The 13,728-nt window shown below is 63.9% G+C and carries 9 protein-coding genes; 4 read left to right on the top strand and 5 right to left on the bottom strand.

Features of this window, described 5'->3' with window-relative positions; genetic code table 11:
* Positions 1 to 2: 2 nt before the first annotated feature.
* The 3 genes from MKI88_RS05135 to phaR form a co-directional block, all read right to left on the bottom strand.
* Positions 3 to 1,106 carry a PepSY-associated TM helix domain-containing protein gene (locus tag MKI88_RS05135; protein ID WP_348636236.1) on the bottom strand — a complete coding sequence of 368 codons (1,104 nt, stop codon included), beginning with the start codon at positions 1,104 to 1,106 and terminating at the stop codon, positions 3 to 5.
* Positions 1,106 to 3,295 carry a TonB-dependent receptor gene (locus MKI88_RS05130; protein WP_407073304.1) on the bottom strand — a complete coding sequence of 730 codons (2,190 nt, stop codon included), beginning with the start codon at positions 3,293 to 3,295 and terminating at the stop codon, positions 1,106 to 1,108. Before MKI88_RS05130 ends, MKI88_RS05135 begins: the two co-directional genes overlap by 1 nt.
* Positions 3,296 to 3,573: 278 nt before the next feature.
* Entirely contained in the window at positions 3,574 to 4,128 is a 555-nt protein-coding gene (gene phaR, locus MKI88_RS05125) for a polyhydroxyalkanoate synthesis repressor PhaR (protein WP_241629882.1), read from the bottom strand.
* Between the two features lie 25 nt (positions 4,129 to 4,153).
* On the opposite strand from phaR, the gene MKI88_RS05120 reads away from it, so the two are divergent.
* The 4 genes from MKI88_RS05120 to MKI88_RS05105 all read left to right on the top strand — a co-directional run bounded on the left by MKI88_RS05120 (position 4,154) and on the right by MKI88_RS05105 (position 11,060).
* The gene (locus MKI88_RS05120) at positions 4,154 to 5,218 is read left to right on the top strand and encodes an alpha/beta fold hydrolase (protein WP_241629881.1); all 1,065 of its coding nucleotides are present in this window, start codon (positions 4,154 to 4,156) and stop codon (positions 5,216 to 5,218) included.
* 41 nt (positions 5,219 to 5,259) lie between these two features.
* Complete coding sequence (locus tag MKI88_RS05115; protein ID WP_241629880.1) at positions 5,260 to 6,432, top strand: acetyl-CoA C-acetyltransferase; 1,173 nt, start codon at positions 5,260 to 5,262, stop codon at positions 6,430 to 6,432.
* Positions 6,433 to 6,832: 400 nt separating this feature from the next.
* Positions 6,833 to 9,997 carry a TonB-dependent receptor domain-containing protein gene (locus MKI88_RS05110; RefSeq protein ID WP_241629879.1) on the top strand — a complete coding sequence of 1,055 codons (3,165 nt, stop codon included), beginning with the start codon at positions 6,833 to 6,835 and terminating at the stop codon, positions 9,995 to 9,997.
* A gap of 79 nt (positions 9,998 to 10,076) precedes the next feature.
* Complete coding sequence (locus tag MKI88_RS05105; protein ID WP_241629878.1) at positions 10,077 to 11,060, top strand: 2OG-Fe(II) oxygenase; 984 nt, start codon at positions 10,077 to 10,079, stop codon at positions 11,058 to 11,060.
* Positions 11,061 to 11,063: 3 nt separating this feature from the next.
* Here MKI88_RS05105 and alr read toward each other — a convergent pair whose 3' ends face one another.
* Positions 11,064 to 12,107, bottom strand: coding sequence for an alanine racemase (alr, locus tag MKI88_RS05100; protein WP_241629877.1), 1,044 nt, complete (start codon positions 12,105 to 12,107; stop codon positions 11,064 to 11,066).
* A gap of 19 nt (positions 12,108 to 12,126) precedes the next feature.
* A complete protein-coding gene (locus tag MKI88_RS05095) occupies positions 12,127 to 13,725 on the bottom strand; it encodes an MFS transporter (RefSeq protein WP_241629876.1) in 1,599 nt (532 codons plus the stop codon).
* Positions 13,726 to 13,728 lie beyond the last annotated feature (3 nt).

Genomic DNA, 13,728 nt, shown 5'->3' with positions numbered 1-13,728 from the left:
TGTCAACCGCGTGCGCGGGCAGGCGCCGGAGCGCGACGCGCGCGCCGCTGCTGGCCGCGTGACGACCAGAAGGTGAAGACCGCAAGGCTGCCGAGCATCGCCAGCGTCAGCCCCGAAACCGTCATCACGAGCCGGTAGAGCAATCCACCCACCTTTGCCGCGTGCACGGGATAAGCAATATTGAAGATGCGCGAGCCCAGCGGCAGCGTCAGCGCGTCGCGCGTCCCGACGACGTGCCCGTCGGCGGGATCGAACCAGACATAGGTGCGCCCTTGCGGCAACCATTCATCGGCGCGGCGCAGGCGCATTGCGATAAGTTCGCCCGGCTCGTCGGGCACCGCGATCACGCGCGGCTCGGCATCGGGGAAGCGCGCCTTGGCGGCCGCGACCAGCCGCACCCAGTCCTGCCCCTTGAGCGCCAGCGCGCCACCCGCGACCTTGGGCGGAGCGAGCGCAGCCTGCATCTCGGCGGGCGTGGAAAACGGGCTGAGCAGGAAGTTGCGCACTGGCTTCAGCACGAGCATCGTGCCCGTCAGCATCGACAGAAAGAGCAGCGGCGCGATGACGACACCCAGATCGCGGTGATGGCGAACGATCGCGGGCCGCGACATGCGCTTCGGCCAGACGCGGAACTCGAATGTCTTGCGGGTGCGCCACCACAATATGATGCCGGTGATGACGAAACCGATGCCGATCAATCCGGCAATGCCCGCGATCGTCTCGCCGGTGTCGCCGGTCAGCAGGTGATGATGCAGGTCGAACAGCCAGATCTCGGGCCGCTCCCAGCTCGTATCCCAGCGCGTGATGATATCGCCCGCCTGATCGGCATAGCCACCCGCCCCCTTGCCGAAGTTGAGCTGGTGTATCCCCCGGCCGTCGGTCGCGAGCACGATCGAGCGGGGGCCACCCTCGGCATCGAACAGCCGTGCCGCCGCGCCGCCGATCGCCGCCGCGTCGCCGCGATAGGCTTCGGCCGCATGCGGAACCGCTGCGCGCAGGAACGCATCCTTGTGGATGAGCATCGCGCCGCTCAACCCGAGCACCGCCAGCAGCAGGCCGATCAGGCCGCCGGTCCAGCGATGGATCAGGTCCAGCACGCGCATCATCAGAAACGATAATCCCAGCCCAGCGTGAAAGTCCGGCCACGCCCCGCGAAATAGCTGAAATTGTCGGTGGGAAGCCGGGTATCGCTGTTATAGTCGATATACTGCTTGTCGAAGAGGTTCTGAACGCTGAAGCTCAGCGCGCCGATCCCCATGTCGTAGCGGATATTGGCATCGGTCAGCGTATAGCCGCCGAAATTGTTGCGCGGATCGGGGTTCGCCTTTCCATGGAAGGTGCGCGAGAGGAAGAACTGCGTCTGGACGCGCGCCGAAAGCGGGCCGCTCGCGAAATTCGCCGCGAGGTTGAGGCGATCAGGCGAAATGTTGGTGCCGTCGAGATCGGTGTCGACGATGCCGTCGGGATTGGCAGAATCGCTGTCATAGCGACCCTTGAAATGCGCATAGCCCGCCGACACGCGCAGCCCCGGCAGCGGCGTCTGCACGCCAAGGTTGAGTTCGAGACCCTCGATCTCGACGCGCTGGCGCTGCACGTCGAAAATGCCGCCGGGGTTCGCGATCAGCAGTTGCCCCTTGTCGCTCGCCGACCAGAAATAGCTGGCGCTCGCATCGAGCGGACCGCGCTTCACTTCAAGCCCGATCTCGCGATTGTTCGAGATGATCGGGCTGATGTCGAGGAAGTCGTCGATATCGACCCCGGGGCGGCTCACCGCACGCGTGATGCGGCCGATGTCGGGCACGGTGAAGCCCTCGGCATAGCTGGCATAGGCGCGGATGCCCGCCCAGGGCTCGAGGATCACGCCGCCGTTGAACAGCACGTCGTCGAACTTGGGACTGCCGCCCGAAACCGCCACGCCGCCGAAGGTCGCCTGATTGGGCGGCCGATAGGTGGTGGAAGCGAGCGTGTGATAATCGTCAATCTTGATCTGGACGTTTTCCCAGCGCGCACCGCCGGCAAGGCGGAGCTTCTCGTCGAACAGCGCGAGGTTGAGCTGGCCGAAAGGCGCGAGGCTGCGGAAATCGCTGGGCGGCACCCAGACGCGGTCGGTCGCGATCAGTCGCTGCTCGGTCTTGTCGAACAGCGCGTCGAAGCCGATCGTGGCGGTCAGCGCCTCGAAGCCCGGAACCGCGCGCTCATAGCTGAACTTGCCGCCGATCTTGCGCGAACGGTTCTGCGACTGATCGAACAGCGTTCCGACGGGCGCGATCGTCGGATCCTGGAAGGTGGCGATCGGCACGACCTCACCGCCAAAGGTGTCGCGGGTACGGTTGTAGAAGATCTGGGTGACAAGATTGCCGCCGCCAAGATCGGGATCGGTCAGCGAAAGCGCTACGCTATCGGTACGGCTCCGCGCCGGCACGCCCGGTTGGTCGCCGCGCACCGCACTGGTGGGGATGCCGGTCACGCGATTGCCCGCAATGGCGAGGTAATCGCCATCGCCCTTCAGCTCGAAATGGCTGGCGATCAGATCGAGCCGCGCGGTATCCCCGACTGCATAGCCGAAGCGGCCGAACAGCGAGAGCGCTTCGGAATCGAGCGTTTCGCCCTGCGTGCTGTTGATGCCGATGCGGTGGCCGTCGCCGTCATAATAGGCGCCGCGCGTTTCATAGGCCGCGCCGATCGTCGCGTCGAAACGGCCCGCCTTGTACTGGACCAGTCCCGCGAGCTTGCCGCCGAAGCCGTCGCCGTGGAAACCGTCGTCGGCCGTGCCCTGGATCAGCGCGCGGCCGCTGACGCCCTCGACCGTCGGCGCGCCTACCGTCACCTGATTGACGATTCCGCCCGTTCCACCGATCCCCTGCAGCGCGTTGGAACCATAGATCAGCTCGACGCGGTCCACGAAGAAGGGATCGATGGTGAAACCGTCGCGGCTGCCGTCGCGCATCGGCGTCGACTGCGGAATGCCGTTGATCGCATAGAGCGGCGAGCGGCCGCGCAGCGTTTCGCCCGCGCCCGAGAGCTTCTGCCGGGTCGGCGAGAAGGAGGGCGTGAGGTTCGAAACAGCGTCGACCACTGATCCGCTGATCGAGACCTGCTGCGCAAGCGTCTCCTGGTCTATGACATCGATCGTCAGCGGCAGCGCATTGGCGGGAAGCGCGGTGCGCGCCGCGGTCACCACGATGGTACCTGCAGTGGCGTCGGCAGCATCATCGGTCGTCTCGGCAAATGCCGACTGGCCTGAAAGCGCCACGCAGGCGAGCAAGGACGAACGAAGAGCAACGCGACGCACGATTGGATTCCCCTGTAAGGACGGACCGAAGTCGCCCCTATAAGGAATGCGAATGACTAGCAATAGCGGAGTCGGATAACTCCGCCGTTGCTCAGGGCGCGATGATGTTCCCCGCGCTGGCGGGCTCCGCTGTCCTGCAGGTTTGTTTCTGATATGTTCCGCGCGCAGCTTTTGCACACCGCTCGAATGAAGGGCTAACAGACATTGCGATTTGTGAGAAAAGTGCGAAGCCAGGCGCACACACCGGCGATCTGCGCCGGTGTGTGCGCGCTGACGCGCGTTTATTTGCTCAGCTTGTCGATCTTGTCCTGAAGGCTGGCGAGCTGCTTCTTGAGCGTCTCGATCTCGTCGTCCTTGCTTTCGGTCTCGGCCGGCCTGGATGCGGGCACGGCGCCGGGCTTGAACGCGCTGGCGGCCGCTTCGAACATCGCCATGTTGCGCTTCGCCATCTCCGCGAAAGGCCCGTGCGAGAAAGCGCCTTCGACCGCGCTGCGGAACTGCTCCTGGTTGCGGCGAAAGCTCTCCATCGAGGCTTCCAGATAGCCCGGCACCACCGCCTGCATCGAATCGCCATACATCGAGATCAGCTGGCGCAGGAAGTTGACGGGCAGCATTGTCTGGCCGCGCGATTCCTCTTCCATGATGATCTGGGTCAGCACATTGTGCGTGATGTCTTCCTCGGTCTTGGCGTCGAGCACCTTGAACTCGCGCCCCTCGCGCGTCATCTGGGCGAGGTGGTCGAGCGTGATGTAGCTTGATGTATCGGTATTATAGAGACGCCGGTTCGCATATTTCTTGATGATAACCGTACCGTCGCCTGACGAAGATTTCTTCATGATCGAGAACACCCCGCAGCAAAATATGACAAACACTGCACCATTTGATGCCGCACCGCAACACGGCCCCCGACCGCTGCCCCTCTTTCTCGATTTGCTGCACAGCGAAACTGCAGCATCGCCCGAGCGGATGGCCGCTGCGCTGGCGGGATTGCGGGCCTATCAGGACGCGCCGCGCGGCACGCGCCCCGCGCCGATGCCCGCCGTGACCACCGTGGGTCGCGCGCACCTGCGCGACTATGGCGGAGACGGCCGCCCGGTGATCTTCATACCCTCGCTCATCAACCCGCCCTTCATCCTCGATCTCGCCGAGGACAATTCGATGCTGCGCTGGATGCGCGACCGGGACATCCGCCCGCTGCTGCTCGACTGGGGGGCACCACTCGACGACGAACGCGATCTCGACATCGGGGATCATGTCGAACGCTTTCTCCTACCCATGATCGACGCACTCGGCGAACGGCCGGCACTCGCAGGCTATTGCCTGGGCGGCACGATGGCGCTCGCCGCTGCCGCACTCCGCCCCGTCGCCGGGCTGGCGCTGATCGCAGCACCGTGGAACTTCAACGGATTTCCCGGGACCGCGCGAGCCGACATGCTTGCACTCTGGACAACTGCCAAGGCGAGTTGCGAGGCGATCGGCTATCTGCCGATGGAGGTGTTGCAGACCGCATTCTGGAGGCTCGATCCCGCGCGCACCATCGCCAAATACGAAGCCTTCGCCGCGCTCGATCCCGCGAGCGATGCTGCGCGCAGCTTCGTCGCGCTCGAGGACTGGGCCAATGGCGGCGCGCCACTCACATTCGGCGCGGGGCGACAGGCGTTCGAGGATTTCTTCGGCAGCGACACCCCCGGCCAGGGCGCATGGTCCGTTGGCGGACGGCAAATCCTTCCCGAGCAGATCGCCTGCCCCGTGCTGGATGTCGTCTCGCTCAAGGACAAGATTGTCCCCGCCGCGACCGCCACTGGGCTTGCCGACCGTATCGAGCTGGGCGCGGGGCATGTCGGCATGATCGTCGGCCGCAGCGCACAAGAAACGCTCTGGCGACCGCTCGCCCACTGGCTTTCGCAATTGCAGCACGAGTGGTAGAAAGTCCGCGCACCGATCCCTAGCTCCGGAGTCTTCCCCCCATGTCCGACATCGTCATCACCGCCGCCAAGCGCACTCCCGTCGGCAGCTTCCTCGGCGCCTTCGGATCGACGCCCGCGCATGAGCTGGGCCGCGTCGCAATCGAGGCCGCGCTCGCACAGGCAGGCGTTGCGGGCGAAGAGGTGTCGGAGGTCATTCTGGGGCAAGTGCTCACCGCCGCTCAGGGCCAGAACCCCGCGCGCCAGGCATCGATGGCGGCGGGCATTCCGAGGGAGGTGCCCGCCTGGGGCGTCAACCAGGTCTGCGGATCGGGCCTCCGCGCTGTCGCGCTTGCCTCGCAGGCGATCGCCACCGGGGACGCCACCATCATCGTCGCGGGCGGACAGGAAAGCATGTCGCTCAGCCCGCACGCGCAGATGCTGCGCGGCGGCACCAAAATGGGTGCGCTCGAGCTGGTCGACACGATGATCAAGGACGGGCTTACCGACGTCTTCAACGGCTATCACATGGGCATCACCGCGGAGAACCTCGCCGAGCAATATCAGGTCACGCGCGACGATCAGGACGGCTTCGCGGTCCGCTCGCAGAATCTTGCGGAGGCCGCCCGCGCCGCCGGCCACTTCGTCAACGAGATTGCGCCCGTCACCATCAAGGGCCGCAAGGGCGACACGATCGTCGATCAGGACGAATATATCCGCACGGGCGTCACGCTGGACAGCATCTCGGGCGTCCGCCCCGCCTTCAAGAAGGACGGCACGGTCACCGCCGCCAATGCCAGCGGCCTCAATGACGGCGCCGCCGCGCTCGTCGTGATGTCCGCCGACGAGGCCGCGCGCCGCGGCGCGCCGGTGCTTGCGCGCATTGCCAGCTGGGCCTCGGCGGGCGTCGATCCGTCGATCATGGGCATCGGCCCCGTCCCCGCCACGCGCCGCGCGCTCGAAAAGGCGGGCTGGAGCGTCGCCGATCTCGATCTGATCGAGGCGAATGAGGCTTTTGCAGCACAGGCGCTGTGCGTCGGCCGCGAACTCGGCTTCGACCCCGACAAGGTCAACGTGAACGGCGGCGCGATCGCCATCGGCCATCCCATCGGCGCCTCTGGCGCGCGCGTGCTCACCACGTTGCTCTACGAAATGCAGCGCCGCGACGTCAAAAAGGGGCTCGCCACGCTGTGCATAGGCGGCGGCATGGGCATCGCGATGTGCGTCGAGCGCTGACCGCGCAGGATATTTCGACAAGCCATTGATTCGCGTCGAAAGGCGCGAACGCCGCGCCTGCCGCAGCGCCCGCTGCCGGCTTGTTACTGGCTTGTTGCTGGCTTGTTGCTGGCGGCATGGGCGAGCCCGCTCAAGGCGGCTTTTCCCGATTTGCAATTATATTACGCACAGTCAAACCGCTTCGAAACAATTTGGCCGAACATGTTTACAACATGCATCATATGTGCAGGCGCACGTACCAAATATGCGCAACACTCCATTTCATTAATGTTGCAAAAATGCATCATCGATCGATGAAAGTTACCTGAACCCGTTATGAATATTGCCCTGAAGGGCGCGTTCGTGGTCCATCTCGCCGTAAGCGACCCTCAGCTGGTCGCCTATCTGGGAGATACACGACATGAAATCACGGCACTTGTTTGCCAGCACCGCTGCGTTTGGCCTGGCCATCGCACTGGCCCAACCCGCCTTCGCACAGGACCAGACGGCTGCAGCCGATCAGGCCGCCGAGACGGAAGAAGCGCCCGCCGACGCCATCGTCGTCACGGGCTCGCGCATCCGCAGCGCCAATATCGAATCGACCGTGCCGATCACCACCGTAGGTGGCGAAGAGTTTTTCCAGACCGGCTCGACCTCGATCGGCGACGTGCTGAACGAGCTGCCGCAACTGCGCAACACTTTCAGTCAATCGAACGCGGGCCGTTTCCTCGGCACCGTTGGTCTTAACCTGCTTGACCTTCGCGGTCTTGGCACCCAGCGCACGCTCGTCGTCGTTAACGGGCGCCGGCATGTCGGTTCCGACATTCTTGCAAACGCGGTTTCGGTTGACGTCAACCAGATACCGTCCGACTTGATTGAGCGCGTGGAAATCGTAACGGGCGGCAGTTCCGCCGTCTATGGTTCGGACGCAATCGCCGGCGTCGTCAACTTCGTCCTCAAGGATGATTTTGAGGGTATCCAGGTTCGCGGTCAGGGTGGCATCAGCACATATGAAGATGCGGGCTCGTACATAGCTGCGGCGATGATCGGCACCAATTTCGATGACGACCGCGGCAATGTGGTGCTCGCTGGCGAGTATGCACATCAGAATCTTCTGTACGGCAGCTCACGTTCAAATGTGCGAACGAACAGCGCCTTTGTTCAGGTCGATTCGGATCCTTCTGGTAGCGACGGCAATCCCGACCGCATTTTCTTCAAAGACATTCGCGGAGCGACCATCTCGAGCGCCGGCCTGTTCTCAATCGTGCAGCGTGGTCCCGTGCAGGGCGTGGCGAATCCGACCTGCGGCCTGGGCCCCAACGCCGGATCGGCGCAGCAAGCCTATAACTGCAACTTCCTCGTCACCAATGACGGCCTCACGCTGACGCCGCAGACCGGCACGCGCGTCGGTTTCGGCCCGAACGGCGTATTCATCGGTGGCAACGGCTTCAGCAACCGCGAAGAGAACCTGATCACGCTCTACCCGAACTATGATCGGTACAATATCAATCTCCTCGCCCATTATTCGATATCCGACGCGCTGGAGCCGTTTATCGAAGCGAAGTACGTCAAGACGCAGTCCTTCGGACGATCAAGCGGTCCCGCGTTTGTTCAGGGAAGTTCGATCGACGCCAACCGCGAGCGTATTCGCCTCGACAACCCCTTCCTGACATCACAGATGCGGACCACGCTGACGCAGCAGATCCTTGCATCGGGGGTCAATCCCAACCTTGCCACGCCAACCGCGCTGACAGCTGCTAATATCACGGCGATCAACAACGGTTCTTTCCGCGTCTCGTATCGGAAGAACTTCACCGACCTGGGTGTGCGCGACGAGGAATCCGATCGCCAGACCTATCGGATTGTCGGCGGCCTCCGTGGCGACTTCAACGACGATTGGCACTACGAGGCCTCGCTCAACTATGGCGAGTTCAAGGAAGACACCAAGGTTAAAGGCAACATCAATATCCAGCGCTTCCTGCTGGCGATGGATGCGGGTGTCGATCCAGCCACGGGCCAGGTCACCTGCCGTGCGAAATTCGATCCTGCGGCACGGATCGACTTCGTCGGCGCCGGCGCGGACAGCCTTGCCGCCGATATCGCTGCATGCGTTCCGCTCAATCCCTTCGGCCGTGGGGACGTCTCCGCGTCTCGCGCCTATATCGTGCAGGACACTATCTCCCACGCCAAGCTCCAGCAGTTCGTTGCGAATGCCTATCTGACCGGCGACAGCAGCGAGTGGTTCGAGCTTCCGGGTGGTGCGATGAACTTCGCTCTCGGGGCTGAGTATCGCAAGGAGAAGGTGTTCTATCAGGCCGATCCGCTCGTCGAAAATGGCTTCACGTTCTACAATGCGCTGCCGACCTTTGACCCCGATGCCTTCGAGGTGAAGGAAGCGTTTGGCGAAATCCGGTTGCCGATTCTCTCCGACACGACTTTCTTCGAAGAGCTGACCGTGACGGCGGCCGGTCGCATCGCGGACTATAACGGCGCCACGGGTACCGTGTATTCCTATAATGCCGGCGTCGACTGGAGTCCGGTCAAGGACGTCCGTTTCCGTGCGAACTATTCACGGGCGGTCCGCGCTCCAAACCTGAGCGAGACATCGTTCCCGCTCTCGCAGAACTTCGCGCCGAACTTCCAGGACCCTTGCCGTCCGGCCAATATCGGGGCCGGCACGGCAACGCGCGCGGCCAACTGCGCGACGGCGCTCGGAGGTCTTCTCGCCACTTTCGATCTGCCGGCCTACTCGCTCGAAACCGTGAGTGGCAGCAATGCCGATCTGAACGAAGAGAAGTCCGACTCTTGGACGTTTGGTGCGGTATTCACGCCGAGCTTCGTGCCAGGACTGTCGCTGTCAGTCGACTATTTCAACATCAAGGTCGATGACGTGATCACGGCCCCGACGGCCCAGCAGATCGTCAATGCGTGCTACGATGCGCCGGACCTAAACAATCAGTTCTGCCAGCTGTTCGAACGGAATCTGACCAACAGTCAGGGGCCCAACGATGAAGATCCTGGCCAGATCCTTGACGGAACGCTGGATCAGATTCCGCTGAACTACGCAGCGCTCAAGGTTAGGGGCATCGACGTCGAAGGCGCCTATAATCGGGATATCGAGGGGCTCGGCAAGCTTGGGCTGCGCTTGGTCTATACGCACATGATTCAGAATGACGAATTCCTGAATCCCGCAGATCCGACCTTTGCGAACCAGCTCAACAAGGAGCTGGGCGATCCGCAGGATGCGTTCAATTTTGACGTCAACCTGGAGACCGGACCGTTCAAGCTCGGCTATCAGATGCGCTACATCAGCAAGATGGTCCTCAACCAGTATGAGGACTTCTTCTCGAAGCAGGGTCGCGCACCGCAGGACGCCGACTATGCTGATCGCACGTACTACCCGTCGGTGCTCTATCACGACGCCCGGGTCGGCATCGAGGCTAATGAGAAGTTCGAGTTCTACTTCGGCGTCGATAACATCACCAACCGCAAGCCGCCACTTGGCCTGACGGGTATCACTGAGGGAGGCGGCATTTACGATGTCCGTGGTCGCTTCTTCTACGCTGGTGCCAAAGCGACGTTCTGATCCGTTACAAAAACCAACTCGAAGGCCGGGACGTGTTCCCGGCCTTTTTTTTGGCCGCGCATTTCGATAGGGCGGACGCGTGAGCAATTCCCTTTCAGCGGTGGATCGCGGCGCACAGCTGCTTGCGGCGGGTGCGGTTGACGACGCCGTCCGGCTTGTGGCGGCCGCCGCGCAGAGCGGCGATCCCGACGCGCTTCATCAACTCGCGCTGTGGCACGTCTACGGAGATCCGCTGCGTCGCGATTTCGGCGCGGCACGCGCGCTGTTCGGACGGGCGGGAGAGGCTGGCCATGCGGCGGGCGCGCTCACCCATGCGGTATTCGTCGCCCTTGGCGCAGGCGGCGTCCCGCCCGACTGGGCGGAGGCGTTGCGGCTGCTCGACAAGGCCGCGCTGAACGACCCGCTCGCCGCAGCGCAGATGCGATTGCTCGGCGCAATGCAGCTGACGCCCATGGGTACGCCCGCCGTGCCGGCAAGGATCGAGGCGCTGTCCTGGCAGCCACGGATCGGCGTGGTGCGCGGTCTTTTCAGCGCGGCCGAATGTGCGCATGTCGCGGCGCTGTCGCGCCCGCTCCTGACGCCATCCATCGTGGTCGATTCAGTGACGGGAAGAGCGATGCCGCACCCGATCCGGACGTCGGAGGGCGCGGTGCTCGGGCCCATCCAGCAGGATCTCGTCGTCGAGGCGCTCAACCGGCGCATCGCCGCCGCCACCGGCACCCGTGTCGAACAGGGCGAACCCCTGACCGTGCTGCGCTACGCTCCCGGCCAGCAATACCGGCTACACCACGACTGCCTTCCCGGTGAACGCAACCAGCGCGTCATTACAGCGATCGTCTATCTCAACGGCGGTTATGCGGGTGGCGCAACCGAGTTCCCGGCGGCCGGAGTCGCCTTTCAGGGCAAGGTCGGCGACGCAATCGTCTTTGGCAACACGCAGGCGTCCGGACAGGTCGATGAGGCGAGCCGCCATGCGGGATTGCCCGTGGAACGCGGCGAGAAATGGATCAGCACGCGCTGGATCCGGGCGGCCGATTTCGATCCGTGGGGCATGCGCGACTGAGCGCTAGTTCCAGATGCGCTGCAACCGCTGGCCCAAGCCGGTCAGCAGCTCATACTGCGACAGTCCTGAAACTTCGGCGGCTTCGGGAAGAGCATAGCCGATCGAGACCCAGTCCCCCTCGCCCAGATCGGGCGCGGCATCGACGCAAACGATGAGCAGGTCCATGGAAACGCGCCCGAGCACCGGGAGCCGGGCCGCGCCCGCCATGGCGTGACCCTTGCCCGAAAAGCCGCGCAGATAGCCGTCGGCATAGCCGATATTGAGGATGGCCAGCTCCATGTCGCGTTCGGCGGCGAAGGCGGCGTTATAGCCCACCCTGTCCCCCGCCCCGACCCGCCGCCGCTGCAATATCTGCGCCTCCGGCGTCGCGACCTGGCGGAGCCGTCCGGCGGCTTCATCGCGGGGTACACCACCGTAGAGCGCGATCCCGGGGCGCGTCAGGTCAAAGGCATAATCGGCGCCGAGACAAATGCCCGCACTGTTTGCAAGGCTCATGCGGCGCGCGCGCGTGCGTCCTTTCAACGCCGCAAAGTCCACTTGCTGCGCAGCATTCATCGTCACGTCCTCGTCGGCACAGGCGAGGTGGCTCATCAGCGTTTCGATCATCAGGCCGTCGAGCAGGCCCGCGGCGATATCCGCCGGGGCGACACCCAGCCGGTTCATGCCGGTATCGACCATCACGTCACACGGCCCGCCGCCGGCTTCTTTCCAGCGACGCACCTGTTCGGGCGTGTTGAGCACAGGCCGGGCACGCCCTGCGCGCGCCGCCGCCATATCCTCGGCGCGGACGCCGTGGAGCACCGATAGCGCAACGTCTTCGGCGCGTGATGCAACCGCATTGGCCTCCGCCCAGGTCGCAACGAAGAAGTCGCGGCACCCGGCCGCGCTCAGGCGCCGCATCACCTCGGCCGCGCCGAGGCCATAGCCATTGGCCTTGATCGCAGCGCCGCACGCGGCCGCGCCGCTGCGCGCATTGAGCCATTGCCAGTTATCGACGAGTGCGGACGTGTCGAGGCGCAGGCGCAAGGGGGAATCGCAGATGCTCACCCGTGGCGACCTAGCGACCTCAGCCGGCGGCGTCGAGCTTGCTATCGGCGGTTTCGGGCAACCAGAACAGCGACACGACCAGCGCGAGCGCGACCACCGCGATCGTGTACCAGAGCCCCGAATAGGGATCGCCGGTGCGCGCGATGATGTACTGGCTGATGACGGGCAGGAAGCCGCCGAAATAGCCCGTGCCGATATGATAGGGGATCGACATCGAGCTGTAGCGGATGCGCGGCGGGAAGAGTTCGGACAGCAGCGCCGCGACGGGGCCGTAGGTCATGCCTGAAAGCGCAGAGAGCGCGAGGACGCCAAGGAGGATCATGAAGATCGAACCGCCCGTGGGCTTTACCTTGCCCAGATCGTAACCCGCTTGTGCCAGTCGCGCATCGAGCGCGGCGGGCGCGAGGTCGGCGACGGCCTCGCCGCCGATGGTGACCGCCACCTCGGGCGCTTCGACCTTGGTGTAGCTCACGCCCTTTTTGGAGAAATAGTCGAGCAGCTTGCCGCACGCGCCGGCCTGCACCTTGGCAAAGGGATCATAGCCGCAATCGGGTCCCGCAACCACGACGGGCGCGCGGGCCGCAGCACTTGCAAGCTCGGGATTGGCCGCGCCGCCGATCATCTTGAAGATCGGAAAGAGCAGCAGCAAGGTCAGCGCATAGCCGATGATGATCGGCTTCCTGCGCCCGACCTTGTCGGACAGCCAGCCGAACAGCACGAACCAGACGAGCCCCGACGCCGCGCCGATCCCGACGAGCAGCTGCGCGATCGATTCCTCGACCTTCAATGCGTTCTGGAGGAAATAGAGCACCTGGAACATCGCGGTGTACCAGATCACGGTCAGCCCGGCAGCGACCCCGAACAGCGCGACGAACAGGCGCTTGCCATTGCCCGGATAGGTGAAAGTCTCCTTGAGCGGGTTCTTCGCGATCTCGCCGGCTTCCTTCATCGCCTTGAAGACCGGGCTTTCGGAGAGCTTCAATCGCATCCACAGCGAGACCGCGAGCAGGAACAGCGAGAAGATGAAGGGGATGCGCCAGCCCCATTCGTTCCACGCTTCCTTGCCGATAATCGCCTGGGTGGTGAGCACCACCGCGAGCGAGAGAATGAAGCCGCCCGCAACGCTCGCCTGGATGAAGCTGGTGTAGAAGCCGCGCTTTCCGTCGGGCGCATGCTCGGCCACATAGATCGCCGCGCCGCCATATTCGCCGCCGAGCGCAAGTCCCTGCAGCACGCGCAGCAGCAGGATGATGATCGGCGCCGCCATGCCTATTGTCGCCGCCGAGGGGACGAAGCCGATCGCCGCGGTCGCGAGGCCCATCAAGGTGATCGTGACGAGGAAGGTATATTTGCGGCCAAGCTTGTCGCCGAGATAGCCGAACAACACGGCGCCGAGCGGACGAAAACCGAAGCCGATCGCGAAACCGAAGAGCGAGAGGATCAATTCGATCGTCGGATTGCCCGAAGGAAAGAAGGTGCGGCCGATGATCGCGGCCAGCGTGCCGTAGATGAAGAAATCGTACCATTCGAAGACCGTGCCGAGCGAGGACGCGGCGATGACCAGCCGGATATCCTTCTTGCTCGGCCCCTGTACCGGCCCTGCCGCGACACTCGCCATAAT

The sequence above is a fragment of the Sphingomonas sp. LaA6.9 genome (assembly GCF_022601895.1).
GTDB lineage: Bacteria > Pseudomonadota > Alphaproteobacteria > Sphingomonadales > Sphingomonadaceae > Sphingobium_A.
The sequence above is the reverse complement of the archived record's forward strand: the minus strand, read 5'-3'. Positions and strand labels throughout refer to the sequence as shown.

Excerpts from the sequence above, each read along its gene's own strand:
- MKI88_RS05135 (WP_348636236.1), bottom strand. The coding sequence starts at position 1,106 with ATGATGCGCGTGCTGGACCTGATCCATCGCTGGACCGGCGGCCTGATC.
- phaR (WP_241629882.1), bottom strand. The coding sequence starts at position 4,128 with ATGAAGAAATCTTCGTCAGGCGACGGTACGGTTATCATCAAGAAATAT.
- MKI88_RS05120 (WP_241629881.1), top strand. The coding sequence starts at position 4,154 with ATGACAAACACTGCACCATTTGATGCCGCACCGCAACACGGCCCCCGA.
- MKI88_RS05115 (WP_241629880.1), top strand. The coding sequence starts at position 5,260 with ATGTCCGACATCGTCATCACCGCCGCCAAGCGCACTCCCGTCGGCAGC.
- MKI88_RS05110 (WP_241629879.1), top strand. The coding sequence starts at position 6,833 with ATGAAATCACGGCACTTGTTTGCCAGCACCGCTGCGTTTGGCCTGGCC.
- MKI88_RS05095 (WP_241629876.1), bottom strand. The coding sequence starts at position 13,725 with ATGGCGAGTGTCGCGGCAGGGCCGGTACAGGGGCCGAGCAAGAAGGAT.